A 17980-nucleotide genomic window follows, 5' to 3' on the forward strand; every position below is an offset into this window, starting at 1 on the left:
CAGAGCCTTGAACTAAGAAATACACCTCCTGCTCCCGTTAAAAATATTGCCATCTCCGCATCCCTTCTACACATTTCGCCCGAACCTGCTATAATGGATACGCGCTGCGCGATTGGCGGCGCTTCGAAATCCTTGCCGCTGGCGAGGTAGAGGTTCGCAAACTCCCTCTCTAAAAAACTAAGCTTAAAGGAGATAACATAATGACAGGAAGACAACACGAGGAAATGAGCGATCTGACGCTCCTCGGCAACCAAGGCACCAAGTACCCATTCGAATACGCGCCAAGCGTGCTCGAAACGTTCGACAACAAACATCCGTACCGGGACTACTTCGTTAAGTTCAACTGCCCGGAATTCACGAGCTTGTGCCCGATTACGGGACAGCCGGATTTTGCAACGATCTATATCAGCTACATTCCGGATGTGAAGATGGTCGAGAGCAAGTCGCTCAAGCTGTATCTGTTCAGCTTCCGCAACCACGGCGATTTCCATGAGGACTGCATGAATATTATTATGAACGACCTGATCGAGCTTATGGACCCACGCTATATTGAAGTATGGGGAAAATTCACGCCGCGCGGCGGCATCTCGATCGACCCGTACTGCAACTACGGCAAGCCAGGCACGAAGTTCGAAGACATGGCGACGCAGCGTCTGATGCAGCATGATATGTACCCAGAGAAAGTGGACAACCGTTAAGTTAGCGGCTGCCCTTACAATAGAAGAGCTGTCCTTGAAGTAGATAAACTTCTTGGACAGCTCTTTGTCGTTATGTCGGCAGCTTCTAAGTGAGTGTCACGCCGCGTTAACGCTATTGAAACCTACACACTATGCGAGCTGTCTGCGCCATTGACTACTCCACCTCAATCTCCAACTCCGCCACTAGCCGCTTCTCCGTTCCTAGCACATCACTAGAGCTTAACGAATACGAAGCTGCTGCCCCTATCACATATTTGCCTTTAGGGAGCGTTGCTGGCTGCGGGGTTGTCCGCATATAGGTATCCAGGTCGTCGGTTTGCAGTCGGTTCATGTTATAGGAGATTGGCAATTCCAACGGCATGGATTCGATAAGCTCATTGTCGTACTGGAATGTTTCCCCAAAGAGCGCGTCACCGCTCAATATTTGCGCTTCTATCCCATCCTCCCCCTTCATGTAGTAAGTAATCATAGCTGTGCCATGATAGATCGTCACCTCTTCCTTGCTCAGTGAAGTGAAACTCGCCCAAATGTTCAGCGGCTCGCCTTCTGCATAACGTGTCTTGGCGGCCAACAGCTTCAGCTTGAACTGCTCCGTCTGGTCGGATTGGCTAACGGTCGATTTGGCGTAACGAATTTGGTTATCGTCGATATAGACCGACTTGCTCTTCGCATCGTACCCTACAATGTCATGCAGTTGCTCCGAAATGAATCGAATCGGCACATACGTACTGCCATTCACGTTCAGGACGGACTGCCCGCTTGGCAGTTCCTTCTTCTGATTGTTCACATAGATCGAACCATTCGAGAGATGCGCTTGAACCAGATCCGATGCATAAGCAACCGCTGTACATGCGGCTCCTAAACATATAACCGCTGCTGCAATTTTCATTTTATAATTCATCATAATCATAACCCCCATCACTCTAGTACTCTTATTCCCTGCTAGTATTGACGTCTAGATCACTGCATTAGTTTCTATATTTGTACAAAAATAGGATGAGAATGCACTGCAGCTTCTACCCGTTTCTATTTCCACTCTGCTGGGAACTGGCATTCTTTTGTGCGATAATATTAGAACAATAAGAAAAAGGTTAAATCGTATTAATCGACGATTGATGAATGAGAGGTTATCCCTACTAATGAATTGGCTCCGAAACCGCCTAACGCGCTGGATCATCGCGATCGCAGCTTTATACCTCATCCTGTTCCGGATGCCGACGCCCTACTATCTCTATCAGCCCGGAACGGTAGACCCGCTTCATGAGCTGGTTACGGTAGAACAGAGCCAGCAACAGCAAAGCGCCGGCACCTTCAACCTAACGACCGTCTATTCGCAGAGAGCCTACAACGTTGTGATGCTGATTGAAGGCATGTTAGACAAAGATACCGAAGTGCGCCGCATATCGGATGTGCAAGGCAATCTGACGGGTGAACAATATAGAGACGTTCTGAAGCATATGATGTCGTCCTCGCAGCAGACGGCGGTCGCCTCTGCGCTGAGTGAAGCAGGCCTTCAAGTGGACAAACGTGTAACCGGCCTTTTCCTGCGTATGCTCGTGCCAGGTTCCAAGGCAGAAGGCGTGCTGGAGGTTGGCGATATCCTGCTCAAGGTGGACGGACATGCCGCCCTATCCCTTCAAGCGGTTAGCAGCTATATCACCTCGTCCAAAAAAGTAGGCGATACCATCGAGGCAGTCATCTTGCGAGACGGCGAGGAACGAACGGAACGGATTGAGTTAGTGTCCAATAACGTGCAGGGGCAGCCCGGAATCGGTGCGATCTTCGAGCCAGAATATGCAGTGACGCCTTCGCGCAAGATCGATTTTGCCGAGTCGGATATTGGAGGTCCGTCAGCCGGCCTTATGTTCTCGCTCGAAATTCTCGATCAGCTGCTGCCGGAGGATCTGACGCATGGTTTGAAAATCGCCGGCACAGGCACAATTGATATCAACGGCAACGTTGGGCAGATCGGTGGCATGCGTGACAAAATTATCGCCGCACACCATGCCGGCGTCGACCTTTTCTTCTGTCCGAAGGATCAAGATGTAACAAGCCATAATGCAGAGGAAGCGATCGACGAAGCGAAGAAGCGCGGATACGATCTTCGCATCGTGCCCGTCGGGACGCTGCAGGAAGCGGTAGATTACTTACGAAGTCATTATTAATGGCAGAGTTTACGGACGAGGGGGTGACAGCGGATGGAGGAACAGAAAACCGTGCCAGACGACAAGCAGCCAGCTTCTGCTCTAGATGAGATGGACAAGTTGGACGAAGAACAAGAACTTGCGCCAATTGGCGATACGAGAGGCGAACACGACTATCATCGGTTTATTCTGAACCCGGCGCCTAGCGAGGGGCAGCTTACCGTTCTGTTCAGCGGCGAGGGCCGTACTCATCCGCTGCACAAAATCGGCCCCGCGATCCACGACTACGTACTCGTGCATACGGTACTGTCCGGTCACGGCGTCTATCGAACGCGCGGTCAATCGTATACATGCCGAGGCGGGGATTCGTTCGTCATTTTCCCAGGCGAACTGTTCTCATATCAGGCGGATGCGGAAGAACCTTGGCATTATGTATGGGTCGGATTCGTTGGTTCCAATGCCAATGCGCTGCTCGATTCGATGGGCGTAACACCGGAACGTCCCGTCGTTCGCGGCGCACGCCTGCCCGACCTGCGGCCGCTGTACAACTCGCTGAATGACACGCTGCAGCGGACGGACGATCCGCTGCTTGCCGATCTAGAAGGTTCAGGCTGGCTCCGGCTTATCCTTGGTCAATTGGGACGCATCTGCCGCGGCAACAGAACGTCGTCTGACCTGGATACAGCAGCAATTGATCGGCAGATTGAACAGGCGATCCGCTTCATGTCGCTCCATTACACGCAACCTGTGTCCATCGATCAGCTGTCTCGTACGCTTGGCTATCATCGGACGCATCTTAGCCGCATGTTCAAGCGGACGACAGGGTTGTCGCCGAAACAGTATCTCATGCAGATCCGACTGGAACGCGCGCAGACACTGCTGTCCGATACGTCGATGCCGATCGACCAAGTTGCATCGGCTGTCGGATTTAACGACCCGCTCTATTTCTCGAAGAAATTCAAGGATTGGGCCGGCGCCTCCCCTTCGACTTATCGCAAGGAACTGCCGCAGCGTGATCTGTGACGCCGATCGATAAGCAGATACCGCTCCGTACGGAAGCTGATCATTCGGGCAGCGAATAAGACAAGAGCCAGAAGCATTGCGATGAGCAGCGGTTTACCCGTATAGCCTGCCACACAAATTGCAATACCGAGGCTGATAAGAGAAGCTTCAAACGACAAGGCGGCAACACGTTCGACGCGAAGTGAGCCAACGCCTGCGCAATGATTGCATAATGATGCAGAATTCGTACTATGATTAGACTGTGTTTGGGCCGCATCGCCATCCGGGATGCGGCTTTGCTGTGTGCAGACGGACAGCTGTCTGCCTGTTCCGCTGCACACTTCACATGCTCGATGGGTCGACGCATACATGAGCTCTACCTTCATCCTGTTACCCCTCCGTTTCGCAGCGCCGGTACGACAAGCGCCTGTTCGCTCGGCAGCTTCCGCCGCCTTCTCCATCGCCAGCCAACGAGAACCGCGCGATATAATTCATCGATCATTAAGCCGGCCAGCACGCCAACGATCCCCCACCCTGCCAACACGCCGAACACGTAGGCGCCGCCAGTTGCGAACAACCACATCCCAATGACCGTATTGAGCGCAACGAACTTGGCTTCTCCAATCGCATTAAGCGTCTGGGTTAATGCGTATGTCCAAGCGCGCATCGGCTGCCAGATGAGACACATGAGAAGCAGCGGCAATGCCTCCGTAATTACCTGTTCATCCGATGTGAACCAGCCAAGCGCCTCGCGGCCGAAGCTGAAGACGAGCGCAGCAAGCCCAAGCGCAAGCGGAATCCCGACTGCCGCCGCACGATATGGGCTCCGATATGCCGCATCATATCGCTTACCGCCATACAGCTGACTGCACTGAATCTGAGCCGCCATTCCAAGCGCTGACCCGATCAGCCATGGCAGCTGTTGAATGACATTGGTATACGTGTATGCAGCAAGTGAAATCGCGCCAAGCGACGATACGATCGACAGCTGAACGATTTGGGAATACCCCCAAGAAGCTGCTGTTCCGAGATTGGGCAGCCCGATCTCGACCATCTCCTTCAAGATGGAGCGGTCGAATCCGCGCCAGTCGGAGCGTTGGAATCGCTGCTGGAAAGCACCGTTCAGCACCCATATGCTGACGAGCAGCGCAAGCAATCGACTGACGATTGTAGATATGCCAATGCCGACGATGCCCAGCTTCGGCAAGCCAAGCGCGCCGAATATGAAACCATAGTTCAGAATGAGATGCACCGCATTCATGCCGATGGCAATCAGCATCGGCGCTCTCGTGTTGCCTGTACTGCGTATCATGGAAGTCATCATCATATTAAGCTCGGTAATAATGACGCATGAGCCAACGATCGTCATATACGTAATGGCGTTGGGCGCTACTTCAGCCGGGGTTTGCATGAGATGGACAATGCCGCCTGATCCGAAAGCGAATACAAAGCTGAGCATCGCTCCACCGATGATCCCCGCCTTCAATGCCATCGCAGATGCCCGCCTCGCTGTATCGGGCGAACCCGCTCCCCAATGCCGGGCTATCACAATGCCTGCCCCGCCGTTAATGAGAACGAAGATGGTCATAATGGACTGCAGCACTTGATTGGATAAGCCAACGGCAGAAACCGCGTTGTCACCTAGACGGCTAACCATCAAGGAATCGACCGTTCCCATAAGAAATTGCAGCAGCGTCTCGATGGCGATTGGCCATGCGAGCGCGAATAGCGATATCGGAACGATGTCCTTACGCGCTGATGTGGGCATGCTGTTACGCAGCCTCCCTCTGATGACAATCCGCCTCACTCCCTTCTGAGGACGGATCGATCCTTCTGTTGTGTGACGATTTTGCTCCGAAATCGTGTTACTATTAAACAATATATAAGGATACAACGTGGAAGTCTTACTGCTTCTTGTCGTTTATTATTCCAATCTTGCGATTCGTAACAAGGAGGATCTCGGATGAATCGAGAGCTGTGGGAGAATACGGAGCTGGCTGACCCTGCCTTCCCCATCAATGTGTTCCATACGACCTTTCGGCATGTTGATTTCCTGCGGCTGCATTGGCATGAGCATTTGGAGATCATTCATATTGTGCAGGGCGAAGCTGCCTATCAAGTCGGAGGACGAACCATCATCGCCCGCCAAGGAGATCTGTTGTTCATTAACAGCGGCGAGCTGCATGCAGCAAGCTTAACGAATGCCAATGTCCCTGCAACCATCTGCACCATTGTGTTCAACCCCTCCATGCTCAACTTGAAGGAACCGCGTATTAGCGACATTGTTGCGCCTTATACGTCTGGACTTTCACTGATCGCGAACGAGTTCCAACAGGCGGAGAGGCTCTACCCGCAGTTGTTTGATATGTTCGCTCGGCTCGCTGATGAATTCAACGCCAAGCGTCCCGGATTCGAGCTCGCTGTCCGCGCGTACTGCCAACTGTTGTTTACATGGCTGAGCCGTGAGTATACGGCGACGAAGCGCAGTGACACTGAGATCGAGATGCTTCGCTTGAAGAATGACCGTTTCAAAGAGTTGTTTACATACTTAGAAGAGCGTTATATGGAACGGATATCCGTCGAGCAGGCAGCGGCTATCGTGCATTTGAGCGTTTATCATTTTTGCCGGATATTCAAGCAGATTACAGGGCAGACGTTCATACAATTCATGAATCTTCATCGCATGAATAAGGCGGAACAGCTGCTTATGCAAACCTCGATGAGCATAACGGAAATCGCTGCCGAGGTGGGCTGCAGCAGCATCAACAGTTTCTCGAAGCTGTTCCGTCAGCTGAAGGGCGCCTCTCCCCGCGATGTGCGCCGCGACCGAATCAGAAGCTAGAGCTGGGCGTTGACCAGCTAGAGGATGAGGAAGAATAAGGGCGTGGGCTGAACAGGTGTGGGCTGACTGCCCTTGCGTCCACTCTCGCGCTCTGCTATACTTGCTCATAATTTCAAATCGACATTATGCCCATGAAGAGCATCCAACTCGGAGGCGTTCCCGTCAAGACAGCTTCGCTTCGTGCAGATGCACCGCTGCAAGCTTGTGTCCTAAGTTTACCGGCACCGCCCGTTATCGCGGAACCAAAGCGGATCGCTCGGCCTCGTGCCGGCGGTCAAGTTGGGTGGCACCGCGAGTTATAGAACGCTCCTCGTCCCATACGGATGAGGGCGTTCTTTGTTTTTGTCTCAAACAAAACATAAGGAGCGGTGTAACATGTTAGACATCAAATGGATTCGAGCACATGCAGACGAGGTGCAGCAAGCAGCGGACGATAAACGGATCAGCCTGCGCGTGAGCGAACTGCTCGCAGTAGATGACGAGCGCAAACGGATTGCACAAGAAACGGATCGGCTTCGGGAGGCGCGCAACGCGGCTTCGAGGGAAATAGGCAGGCTGATGAAGGATGGAGACACGGCGGCTGCCGATGCGATTCGTCGTGAGACGGCAGCGATGCTCGAGGAGCTCGATTCGCTGCAGCCGACACTAGCAGAGATTGAGCATCAATGGTCGCAACTTATGCTGCTCGTGCCGAATGTGGTTTCGCCCGCCACGCCTCGCGGCGCGTCGGATGCAGACAACGTGATGGTGCGGCAGGTTGGCGAGCCCCCTGCCTTCGACTTCGCGCCGCGAAGCCACGTTGAGCTTGGTGAACTTCACGGTCTGATTGACCTGGCTCGCGGTGTGAAAACCGCCGGTACGCGGCAATATTACTTGCGCGGGGCTGGCGTGCTGCTTCATCGCGCCGTTCAGCAGCTTGCGCTGGATGTGCTGCTCGAACGCGGCTTCACGCCGCTCGATGTGCCGCTAGCCGTACGCGAAGAAGCGATGGTGAACACCGGCTTCTTCCCGCTTGGCGCGGATCAGACGTACCGCATCGCGGACGAGGATCGGCTGCTTGTCGGCACATCGGAGGTGCCGCTCATCTCGTACTTCAGCGGCGAGATCGTCGATGTGGCGGAGCCGATTCGGCTCGCCGCTGCATCGCTCTGCTTCCGCAGCGAAGTGGGTTCGGCAGGCCGCGATGTACACGGGCTGTACCGGGTGCATCAATTCGCGAAGGTGGAACAAGTCGTCTTGTGCGAAGCCGACCCTGAAGTATCGGAACGCATTCTGCATGAGATAACGTCGCATGCGGAACATATTTTGAAACTGCTGGAGCTTCCGTACCAGGTTATGGCGGTCTGCACCGGCGACATGTCGCAGAAAACGTACCAGCAGTTCGATATCGAGACTTGGATGCCTAGCCGAGATGCATATGGCGAGACGCATTCGTCGTCGAACGTGCATGATTTTCAAGCTCGGCGCTCGAACATTCGTTATCGCGGGGCGGACGGCAAGCTTCACTACTGCCATACGCTCAACAACACCGCTGTCGCATCGCCGCGCATTCTTATCCCGCTGCTCGAGAACCATCAAGAAGCGGACGGCTCGATCCGCATTCCAGCTGCACTGCAGCCGTATATGGGCGGGTTGAAACGGCTTGTCCTCCCATCGCCGATAGAATAGTTTGATTCGAGACGAATACCTGCCATTATGCAGGTATTCGCTCTTTATTGGTCAGCATCAGCATGGCCGTTGGAGCATGAAATGGTTAGATTCCTCTCATACGATCAATTGCCTCAAATCCACCGCTACTCTCGGGACAAACCAACGTATAATGTAACGCAGACTGCGCATGGGAACTATGCGCTTCATTCGGATGAAAGAAGGTTCCTGCTTTCCTTCACCCTATACAACACCTAACAATTCCTGTTAAAGGATTCGCGCGCAATTTGTCGAATAAATAGAATAATGTTCATTTTGAACAACGATGAGAACAGGGGATGACCAAGCTTCATGCTCCACTTGATTGCTCGCAATAAATACAAACTGTCCCTGCCGATGCTGCTGTCTTCACTGACGGCAATATCCGTCCTGCTCACGCTCGTCATCACCATTACTGCGTCCTATCAATCACAGCGCGAAACGTTATACGATACAACGCTTCAGATGAACAACTCCAGCGCTCAGAAGATGAGCCTGACCATGGAATCGCTCTTCCAATCGATGCGCGCCAGTCTGCGCACAGCTGCCGACTATCTGAGCGAGCATTCGTCGCTCGACGATTCCGGCATCATTGATCATCTGGAATATTCGCGCAAGACGAGCAGCTATTTCAACTCGCTCTTCTGGGTTGATACCAACGGCGTCGTTAAGAGCATTTCGCCTCCGGCCATCGCACTGAAAGGGACGAAGCTTACGACCGCAGCGTCCCGTGAAGCGCTTGAATCGCGTGCCTCTTATTTGTCGATGCCTTACGTGAGTACGACTGGACGTTTAATCATTCTTATGTCGGAGCCGGTCTACGATAAGAATCAACATTACGCGGGTTTTATCGGCGGGACGATCTATTTGCAGGAGAAAAATATTCTGAATTCAATCTTCGGAAGCAATGCGATCGAAGATAACGGCTCGTATTTCTATGTGACAGATCCGAGCGGCAAGCTCGTCTTCCATCCCGATCAGACTAGACTAGGTGAAGACGTATCCGAGAACAAAGTTGTTCAGAGCCTAATGACTGGCAAGACAGGCGAATCTGAGGTCGTCAACCTGAAGGGCAGGAAGTATCTTGCAGGCTATTCGACGGTCCCCAATACAAGTTGGGGCATTGTAATGCAATCGCCTGTCGAGACCGTCTACCAGCAGCTGAACAGCCAAATTAGGTCCACGATCTTCTACATGTCGCTCCCATTCCTCATCATCATGCTAGTGGCGATGTACATTGCACGCAAACTGGCTTCGCCCTTCGCGGCATTGACCGATTATATCGGCCAAGCGGCTGGCGCTAATGAAACGCCGCCGCCTGTGAGCCCGAATCATTGGAATCGCGAGGCTCATGTGCTGTCGCAAACCGTCGTGCTCGCCGTCGAAGCGCTGCGTAAGCAGTCCGAGGAGTTGTCGCACGCCGCGCACGTCGATCCGCTGACTGGACTTATGAATCGGCGCACGATGGAGGAAGTACTTAGCAAGTGGACAGCAGCGAATGTGCCCTTCGGTCTAATCGTCATGGATCTCGACCGATTCAAATGCGTCAATGACACGCTTGGCCATCAGGTGGGCGACGAGGTGCTGAAGTGTCTAGCCCAGGTCATGCTGCGTTCGGTCCGTTCCAACGATATTTGCTGCCGTTACGGCGGTGAAGAATTCGTCGTCCTGCTTCCTCGAGTTTCGGAGGAAGAGGCATTCCGACTTGCAGAACGAATTCGGAAGACGATGGAGAAGGAGCCTACGCCAGCCAACCGCGTCATTACGCTCTCGCTTGGCGTTGCTATTTCACCGCAGCACGGCAGCGAACCAAGCACGCTGTTCCGCGTAGCGGATGAAGCGCTGTACGCGGCGAAGGAGTCCGGCCGCAACCGGACGATGATGGCTGCACCCGGAACGGATCACCCAACAAGCGTTTCAAAGAGCTAGGTCAAACAGCGTACGAATGTCTACTTACAGCAGCACAACAGCTGACGGTAGAATCGGCAGTGTTAAGTCCAAGAAGAAATAAGCGCGGCTGAGCCAGACTCAGTCGCGCTTATTTCTATTCGTTCTATATACAAGGTAATTACGAAATCTAATGTGTAATTACCTTGAGGCCGCACGTTCCGCCGAGTCCACCGTATGCTTGAGCAGCGTTGCGATGGTGACCGGGCCGACGCCTGCCGGCACTGGCGTAATCGCGCTTGCGCGCTCCGAGCAAGCTTCGTAATCGGCGTCGCCGACATTGCCTTCGTTGTAGCCTGCGTCAAGCACGACTGCGCCTGGCTTGATCCAATCGCCTTGCACGAACTTCGCTTTGCCGACGGCGGCAACAACGATGTCGCCAAGGCCCACGAGCGCAGGCAGTCCATTCGTGCGCGAGTGACAGGTCGTTACGGTCGCGTTGCGGTTGAGCAGCATCGCGGACACCGGCTTGCCGAGAATCGGGCTGCGGCCGATGACGACGGCATGTTTGCCCTCGATTGGAATGTCGTAATAATCGAGAATCGCGAGGATTGCAGCAGGCGTGCAGGACGGATACTGCGCGAAGCCAAAAGCATTTTGTGCAAAACCGAGTGTTGTAACGCCATCTACGTCCTTCTCGATCGCAATCGCCTCGAACGCCGCCCGCTCATCGATATGATGCGGAACCGGATGCTGCAGCAGAATGCCATGCACGCTTCCGTCATCGTTCAACTGCTGGATCGTCTCGATCAACTGCTCCGTCGTCGTGGAAGCCGGCAGATCGACGCGTATAGAACGAATGCCGATTCGCTTGCACGCATTCCCCTTCATACGAACATAAGTAGCCGAAGATGGATCGTCGCCAACCAATATTGTCGCTAGACAGGGCACAACCTCCTCCTCTGCCAATGCTGCCACCCGTACCGCCAGCTGGTCCTTCATGTGCTCTGCTACTTTGCTTCCGTCGAGAATCAATGGTTTGTTCATTCGTACGACATCCCTTCGATTGTGTGATTAACAAACAAAAAGAGATAAGCGCATTAACTGCACTTATCTCTGCCCAGGCGTACGGCTTATTCATCCACGTGCTTCCTCATGGTTCCCCATGCTCCGCCAGTCACACGCAGCTGTTCAATTGTCTAACTATTCAATATTTTATCAGCGATTCATCTGCCCCGTCAACGGCTCCCGTTTACAATAAAATGGTCCGAATGTTATGGTATTCCTACAAGGGGGAACAAACCATGCACATCGATCTCGCAATAGAATCAGACTATTCCTATATCCGCGAACGCGACCGCCATATTACCGAACGACTTATCCGTGTCAAAATAAAAGAACAAGAAATCTACATCCTCCGCGACGAACAAGGCGCCAATATCGGCTGGATGCGGTACGGGTACTTCTGGGACAATACACCCTTTATGAATATGATTTGGATAGACGAGCCCTTCCGGGGTTCGGGAATCGGCAAGCAAGTGGTCCTCCGCTGGGAAGCGGACATGAAGCAGCGCGGCCATACCTTCGTCATGACATCTACGCAAGCCGATGAAGGCGCACAACACTTCTATCGCAAGCTGGGGTATCGGGATGCAGGATGCCTCGTGCTCGATTCGCAGCCGTTGGAGATCATCATGACCAAGACGCTGAGCTAGATCAACTACGCTTGGATTTCGATGTAACAAAATAAGGCTGTCCATATGCCGATCGACCCCCTGCAGGATATGATCCTTCGGGTGGTCGGCCAGTATATGGACAGCCTCTTTACTATGGGCAGCCAGTCCTACAGCTCACCGCTCCTTACTTCCGGTGCATCTTGAACTCTAGGAACAGCTCGTTGTAGTGCGCGAGCATCCGCTTGCCCAAGTTGCGGTAAACCTCGAGCTTCTCGGTCAGTTCCGGCACCGGATAGAACCGTTCATCGCCCGAGATGTCCTCCGGCAGAATCGCCAATGCATCTTTATTCGGCGTCGAATAACCGACGTACTCCGCATTCTGCGCCGCATGCTCAGGATCGAGCATGAAATTCATGAACTTGTACGCCCCTTCGATGTTGCGCGCCGTCTTCGGAATGACCATGTTGTCGAACCACAGGTTCGAGCCTTCTTCCGGCACGACATAATCGAGGTTCTCGTTCTCGCCCATAATTTCCGATGCATCGCCCGACCAGACGACGCCGACTGCCGCCTCTTCGTTCGCGAGCAGCATCTTGATCTCGTCGCCGACGATCGCCTTCACGTTCGGCGTCAGCGTAGATAGCTTGTTCTTCGCTTCCTGCAAATGCGCTTCTTCCGTATCGTTAAGCGAATAGTGAAGGCTGTTCAAGCCGAAGCCAATGACCTCACGCGCGCCGTCGACGAGCAGAATCTGATTGCGAAGCCGCGGATCCCACAGATCGTTCCAGCTCTTGATCTGCCAGCCATCCAGCATGCTGGGATTGTACACGATTCCGACCGTACCCCAGAAGTACGGAATCGAATATTCGTTATTCGGATCGAACGACAGGTTCAAGAATCGTTCATCGATATGCGCCAGGTTCGGCAGCTTGTTGTGATCGATCGGGAGCAGCAGATTTTCTTCTTTCATTTTGCTGATCGCATATTCCGAAGGAACGCTCACGTCGAACGTGGTGCCGCCCTGCTCGATCTTCGTCATCATCGCTTCGTTCGAATCGAACGTCTGATAGATGACCTTAAGGCCGCTCTCTTTCTCGAACTCCGTGATCAGATCCGGGTCTATGTAATCGCCCCAGTTGTATATCGTCAGCGTGTTGCTGCCTGCATACCCTTCCGATGAATTGAGCAGATGTACGCCGTACACAAGCGCGAAGGCAACGACGAACACGGCAATGAACATTCGCACGAGCTGTTTCATTGCTGTACCTCCGTTCCTGGCGGTCGGTTGCCTCGCTGATTAATGAAGTAGTACCCGATCACGAGAATGATCGTGAACAGGAAGATAAGCGTCGACAATGCGTTGATCGACAGCGAGATCCCCTGCCTTGCACGGGAATAGATCTCCACGGCGAGCGTCGAGTAGCCGTTGCCTGTCACGAAGAACGTAACCGCGAAGTCGTCGAGCGAATACGTCAGCGCCATGAAGAAACCCGCGAAGATGCCCGGACGAATGTACGGCAGGATCACCTTCGTCAGCACGTCCGATCGGCTCGCGCCGAGGTCGCGCGCGGCGTCAATCCACGTCGAGCTCATCTCTTCCAGCTTTGGCAGCACCATAATGACGACGATCGGCACGCTGAATGCGATATGAGCAAGCAGCACCGATACGAAGCCAAGCTTGATGCCAATGATCGTGAACAGAATGAGGAACGAAGCGCCGATAATAACGTCCGGGCTTACAATGAGCACATTGTTGAACGCCAGCAGCATATTTTGCGTCCGACGTCGTCTTACATGCTGGATCGCAAGCGCGCCAAGCACGCCCAATATCGTCGACAACGCCGACGACAGCAGCGCGATGACGAGCGTATTGAGCACGATGATCAGCAGCCGCGTATCCGCGAACACTTCCTTATACCATTCCAGCGTGAAGCCCTCGAAGTCATGCATCGCCCCGCCGCTGTTGAACGAGTAGAGCGTTAAGAAAAAAATCGGCGCATAGAGCACGACGAATACAGCGATCAAATACAGATTGGACCATTTCCACCCTCGGGAAATCCGTTGCGAGGCCATTATCGACTCACCTCCCGTTTAGGGCGATTACCCGTCAGCACCATAATGAGCGCCATAATCACGACTAGGAATACCGCAATCGTTGCACCCATCCCCCAGTCCTGCGTAACGAGAAAATGCTGCTCGATCGCAGTGCCAAGCGTAATGACGCGGTTGCCTGCGATGAGACGAGTAATCATGAACAGCGACAGCGCCGGAATGAACACCGCTTGGCAGCCCGCTTTCACCCCGTTGATCGTCAGCGGGAATACAACGCGCCGGAACGTCGTCCACGCCGAAGCGCCTAGATCGCGCGATGCGTCGATGAGTGATGGATTCATTTTCTCCAGTGCATTGAAGACCGGCAGAATCATGAATGGAATGAAAATATAAACCGACACGAACACGAAGCTGAAGTCGGTGAACAAGATTTGCTGACGGCCAATGCCGAACGTCTCCAGCGCCGCATTCACGATGCCGTATGTACCGAATAAGCCCAGGAACGCGTATGCTTTCAACAACAGGTTAATCCAGCTAGGCAGTATAATAAGCAGCAGCCACAGCTGTTTATGCTTCGTGCGCGTCAGCAGATAAGCTGCCGGATAAGCGATGAGCAGCGAAAAAGCCGTAATGAGAAAAGCGTACCAGAACGAGCTGAGCGTCATTCGCATATAGACCGGCGTGAAGAAATCGCTGTAATTCGAGAAAGTAAACTTCCCTTCAATATCGAACAGCGAATAATAGACGATCAGCGCAATCGGTGCGACGACGAACAATACGATCCACGCGGCGTACGGGATCAGATATAGATTACGCGACTTAACGGACATGAACGACCTCTTCCTCGTCTTCATCAGTCTCCGTGTACGCCTCTATGCGACGATCGAATTCTTCCTCTGTCTCGTTGAACCGCATTACATGAATCGCTTCCGGGTCAAAATCAAGCCCGATCCACTCGTCGACCGTCGCCTTCTTCGTCGAGTGTACAAGCCATTCGTTGCCCGCTTCATCGTACGCGATGATCTCATAGTGAACGCCGCGGAACAGCTGCGTATCCACACGCGCCTTCAGCTTGCCGTTCTCCGGCTTCGTCATCTCCAGATCCTCAGGCCGGATTATAATCTCGACCTGCTCGTCCCTGTTGAAGCCGCCGTCGACGCACTCGAATGTGCGGCCCGCGAATTCGACGACATAGTCTTCTTTCATTCGTCCAACCACGATATTCGATTCGCCGATGAAATCGGCTACGAAGCGGTTAATCGGCTCGTCATAAATATCTGTTGGCGTGCCGCTTTGTTGGATCGAGCCTTTGTTGAGGACGAAAATCTCGTCTGACATCGCGAGCGCCTCTTCCTGATCATGCGTAACGAAAATAAAGGTAATGCCAAGCCTGCGCTGCAGCTCGCGAAGCTCGTATTGCATCTCGGTGCGAAGCTTCAGGTCGAGCGCGGACAACGGCTCGTCCAGCAGCAGAATTTCCGGCTCATTCACGATCGCGCGCGCGATTGCGACCCGCTGGCGTTGGCCGCCGGACATCTCCGTAATTTCGCGGTTCTCATAGCCCTCGAGGTTTACGAAACGAAGCGCCTCCCGCACTTTGCTCGTGATAACGTCGTTCTTCAGCTTTTTGATCCGTAGGCCGAAAGCCACATTCTCGAACACGTTCAGATGCGGGAACAGCGCATAGTCTTGGAATACCGTGTTCACTTGTCGGCGATTCGCCGGAACCTGATTGATCCGCTTGCCGTTGAAGTAGATCGAGCCTTCCGATGGCTCCATGAATCCTGCGATGAGACGCAGAATCGTCGTTTTGCCGCAGCCCGACGGTCCGAGCAGGGTATAGAACTTGCCCCGCTCGATCTCGAAGCTGACGTCATTCAATATCGGGGCGTCATTGTCATACCGCTTGGTCACATGCTCGAAGCGAATGATCGTATTGTTGTCGCTCATTGTCATCTCTCCTTGACATCAGGATCTTTGAACGAAGTTCAAAGTCACTCCGCTGCTACATCAGGATCTTTGAACAGAGTTCAAAGTCACTCTGCTGCTACATCAGGATCCTTGAGTGTGACACCAGAATCTTTGTGCGGAGCTCAAAGTTACCTCCGCATACTCAAAGTCACTCCGCTTTACATCAGGATATGTACTGTATGGATACAGCGAGCCATGTCGGCTCCTGTCATCACTCTTATGCCATCATTATATATCATGAGGAAATCCATGCAATAAACATTCCAGCCAGCAGGAAAAAAGCCGCACATAATCGTTAATATTCCCATTATCGTCCATCTTCACGCACGCTTCCAACTGGCTACGCCGCTTGCACTACGAACAGATATCATTAACCGCAACAGCGGCCACCCCCTTGAGGTATACGGATGGTCGACAGCGGATGGCGGCAACATCATACAGAAGTTTATGATAGCAAAGGCAGAACATTTATTGCAGGCTCCGCTCTCGGTGACGGCAGTCAAGCGGAAGGCCAGAAGCCTGACTTCCGTCTGGTAAATGGCGCAACGTTGAAAATCGTTGTTCTCGGCTCATCAGCTGAGGATGAAATTCATACGTACGGGGATGCTTACTTATCCAACACGTCTGGACAGATATCGAGGATGCGCGGACGATGAAAGCTGCTAGTACGGTTAGACTTCATGTATTTTCGAGCGACTCGAAAACTTATAAATTCTTATGTAATAAAATAACGCTTCATCGCTTGTAACGGACACAACGGCCCCTATTTGGCTGGTTTCATGCCATCTTTGGCACCTAACCAGCCAATAGGGGCCGCTCAGTTCGTTAGTCCAGCCGATCATCAATTACGAGTATATAGCGTCCGCTGAGTCCGCCAGTCTTCCGCTCTCCGGCGCTATCGTTCGACACCTACGCCTTCTTTACAACCGGAATCCAAATCTCGCTTCGATAATTCGGCAATGTCGTATCCTTGCTCTCGTTCCACAACAGCTCGGGTCCTTCCGTCAGTTCATAGCCCGACGATGGGAACCACTCCGAATAGATACGTCCCCACACCTGCTGCAGCGTCTGCGGAAATGGGCCGACCGCTTCGAACACCGCCCAAGCAGTTGCCGACACCTCCAGCGCTGCCCATCCGTCCGGGCATGTTTCTGTCGTAGCCGCACCAATATAATGGTCCAGCTCTCCCCGCTCCTCCATACGCCCCTCAGAGAATTGGACCGATGCGCTTATAATCCCCGCAGGCTCAATGTTGGACAACCGCTTCAGCAGACTGATCTTGTCCATATCGAGACTTTGCCACATAGCTGCGATGTCCGGGTTCACCCCTTCGAACACAATCGGCACCCGCTTCATCAACCCGACGATGCGGAACGCTTCCTTATCCACAATCCGATAATTCATTTCGACTCCTCCTTGTACGGTAAGCTGGAAGGTCATTGGCGGAAACGCCTTGAACGAATGCGCACCGTTTCTCGCCTCCGAAGGTGTCATCCCATGGAGCTGCTGGAATGCCCGCGCGAATGCATCAGCGGAGCCATAGCCATATTTGACCGCGAGGTCGATGACTCGTTGATCTCCGCCCTGCAGCTCGAACGCTGCGAGCGTAAGCCTTCTGCGGCGAACGTATTCTGACAGCGGAATGCCGGCAAGAAAGGTGAACATTTTCTTAAAATGATACGCCGAGCAGTACGCTCTTCTCGCCGCTTCCGTATAGTCGATCTCCTCCGCCAGATGGCGCTCGATATACGTCATCGCATCATTCATTGCTTTAAGCGAATCCATTAGTCTGACTCCCCTTCCAACCTCATCGTAACAGCAGCCGAAACACCGCATCCGACTTTTATTGTACAAAAAAAACCGCACAAGCGTATGCTTGCGCGGCTTACCTTAATTGCTATCCTTAAGTCTTTCAATGAATGTGTTGAGGACATCAGCAGAGCTCAGCTTTTAAATTCCCTTTAATCGTTAAGATGTCTCCCTTTTTTTAACCAACCTTCTCTTCGAACACAACTGATAGAT

General features: G+C 53.0%; 17 protein-coding genes and 2 riboswitches. Of the genes, 8 read left to right on the forward strand and 9 right to left on the reverse strand.

The window, feature by feature from the left end:
* The first annotated feature begins 143 nt into the window (after window positions 1-143).
* A riboswitch (PreQ1 riboswitch) is annotated at window positions 144-187 on the forward strand.
* A 13-nt stretch (window positions 188-200) separates the two neighbouring features.
* The gene (gene queF, locus H8B09_RS26945) at window positions 201-698 is read left to right on the forward strand and encodes a preQ(1) synthase (RefSeq protein ID WP_191206705.1); all 498 of its coding nucleotides are present in this window, start codon (window positions 201-203) and stop codon (window positions 696-698) included.
* 154 nt (window positions 699-852) lie between these two features.
* Here queF and H8B09_RS26950 read toward each other — a convergent pair whose 3' ends face one another.
* Window positions 853-1602 (reverse strand): stalk domain-containing protein, encoded by a 750-nt coding sequence (locus H8B09_RS26950; RefSeq protein ID WP_191206706.1) that lies wholly within the window; start codon window positions 1600-1602, stop codon window positions 853-855.
* A gap of 235 nt (window positions 1603-1837) precedes the next feature.
* On the opposite strand from H8B09_RS26950, the gene H8B09_RS26955 reads away from it, so the two are divergent.
* Both H8B09_RS26955 and H8B09_RS26960 read left to right on the forward strand, forming a co-directional pair.
* A complete protein-coding gene (locus H8B09_RS26955; RefSeq protein ID WP_191206707.1) occupies window positions 1838-2863 on the forward strand; it encodes a SepM family pheromone-processing serine protease in 1026 nt (341 codons plus the stop codon).
* 33 nt (window positions 2864-2896) lie between these two features.
* Window positions 2897-3865: an AraC family transcriptional regulator gene (locus H8B09_RS26960; RefSeq protein WP_224754064.1), complete on the forward strand. Its 969-nt coding sequence runs from the start codon at window positions 2897-2899 to the stop codon at window positions 3863-3865.
* Here H8B09_RS26960 and H8B09_RS26965 read toward each other — a convergent pair.
* Window positions 3832-4230 (reverse strand): hypothetical protein, encoded by a 399-nt coding sequence (locus H8B09_RS26965; RefSeq protein WP_191206708.1) that lies wholly within the window; start codon window positions 4228-4230, stop codon window positions 3832-3834. The genes H8B09_RS26960 and H8B09_RS26965 overlap by 34 nt on opposite strands.
* Window positions 4227-5612, reverse strand: coding sequence for an MATE family efflux transporter (locus tag H8B09_RS26970; protein WP_191206709.1), 1386 nt, complete (start codon window positions 5610-5612; stop codon window positions 4227-4229). Before H8B09_RS26970 ends, H8B09_RS26965 begins: the two co-directional genes overlap by 4 nt.
* A 195-nt stretch (window positions 5613-5807) precedes the next feature.
* Here H8B09_RS26970 and H8B09_RS26975 point away from each other — a divergent pair, with 195 nt between their 5' ends.
* The 3 genes from H8B09_RS26975 (at window position 5808) to H8B09_RS26990 (ending at window position 10301) form a co-directional block, all read left to right on the forward strand.
* Window positions 5808-6686, forward strand: a complete 879-nt coding sequence (locus H8B09_RS26975) for an AraC family transcriptional regulator (protein ID WP_191206710.1) — start codon at window positions 5808-5810, stop codon at window positions 6684-6686.
* A gap of 375 nt (window positions 6687-7061) precedes the next feature.
* Complete coding sequence (gene serS / locus H8B09_RS26985) at window positions 7062-8354, forward strand: serine--tRNA ligase (RefSeq protein WP_191206712.1); 1293 nt, start codon at window positions 7062-7064, stop codon at window positions 8352-8354.
* A 330-nt stretch (window positions 8355-8684) separates the two neighbouring features.
* Window positions 8685-10301 (forward strand): sensor domain-containing diguanylate cyclase, encoded by a 1617-nt coding sequence (locus H8B09_RS26990; RefSeq protein WP_191206713.1) that lies wholly within the window; start codon window positions 8685-8687, stop codon window positions 10299-10301.
* 159 nt (window positions 10302-10460) lie between these two features.
* On the opposite strand, the gene H8B09_RS26995 is transcribed toward H8B09_RS26990, so the two are convergent.
* Window positions 10461-11306 (reverse strand): bifunctional 5,10-methylenetetrahydrofolate dehydrogenase/5,10-methenyltetrahydrofolate cyclohydrolase, encoded by an 846-nt coding sequence (locus tag H8B09_RS26995; protein ID WP_191206714.1) that lies wholly within the window; start codon window positions 11304-11306, stop codon window positions 10461-10463.
* Between the two features lie 64 nt (window positions 11307-11370).
* A riboswitch (ZMP/ZTP riboswitch) is annotated at window positions 11371-11450 on the reverse strand.
* Window positions 11451-11563: 113 nt separating this feature from the next.
* Here H8B09_RS26995 and H8B09_RS27000 point away from each other — a divergent pair.
* The gene (locus tag H8B09_RS27000) at window positions 11564-11974 is read left to right on the forward strand and encodes a GNAT family N-acetyltransferase (protein ID WP_191206715.1); all 411 of its coding nucleotides are present in this window, start codon (window positions 11564-11566) and stop codon (window positions 11972-11974) included.
* Between the two features lie 145 nt (window positions 11975-12119).
* Here H8B09_RS27000 and H8B09_RS27005 read toward each other — a convergent pair whose 3' ends face one another.
* Genes H8B09_RS27005 through H8B09_RS27020 form a run of 4 tightly spaced genes read right to left on the reverse strand, consistent with a single transcriptional unit; the run spans window position 12120 to window position 15937 of the window.
* Window positions 12120-13193, reverse strand: a complete 1074-nt coding sequence (locus H8B09_RS27005; RefSeq protein WP_191206716.1) for an ABC transporter substrate-binding protein — start codon at window positions 13191-13193, stop codon at window positions 12120-12122.
* Window positions 13190-14008: an ABC transporter permease gene (locus H8B09_RS27010; protein ID WP_224754065.1), complete on the reverse strand. Its 819-nt coding sequence runs from the start codon at window positions 14006-14008 to the stop codon at window positions 13190-13192. The genes H8B09_RS27005 and H8B09_RS27010 overlap by 4 nt, the downstream gene beginning before the upstream one ends.
* Entirely contained in the window at window positions 14008-14817 is an 810-nt protein-coding gene (locus tag H8B09_RS27015; RefSeq protein ID WP_191206717.1) for an ABC transporter permease, read from the reverse strand. The genes H8B09_RS27010 and H8B09_RS27015 overlap by 1 nt, the downstream gene beginning before the upstream one ends.
* On the reverse strand, window positions 14807-15937 hold the full coding sequence (locus H8B09_RS27020) for an ABC transporter ATP-binding protein (protein WP_191206718.1): 1131 nt from the start codon (window positions 15935-15937) through the stop codon (window positions 14807-14809). Before H8B09_RS27020 ends, H8B09_RS27015 begins: the two co-directional genes overlap by 11 nt.
* A 428-nt stretch (window positions 15938-16365) precedes the next feature.
* Between H8B09_RS27020 and H8B09_RS27025 the strand changes: the two genes are divergently transcribed.
* Window positions 16366-16614 carry a pectate lyase gene (locus H8B09_RS27025; RefSeq protein WP_224754066.1) on the forward strand — a complete coding sequence of 83 codons (249 nt, stop codon included), beginning with the start codon at window positions 16366-16368 and terminating at the stop codon, window positions 16612-16614.
* 253 nt (window positions 16615-16867) lie between these two features.
* On the opposite strand, the gene H8B09_RS27030 is transcribed toward H8B09_RS27025, so the two are convergent.
* Window positions 16868-17743: an AraC family transcriptional regulator gene (locus tag H8B09_RS27030; protein ID WP_191206719.1), complete on the reverse strand. Its 876-nt coding sequence runs from the start codon at window positions 17741-17743 to the stop codon at window positions 16868-16870.
* Window positions 17744-17980: the final 237 nt, after the last annotated feature.

Source organism: Paenibacillus terricola, from assembly GCF_014779765.1.
GTDB lineage: Bacteria > Bacillota > Bacilli > Paenibacillales > Paenibacillaceae > Paenibacillus_T > Paenibacillus_T terricola.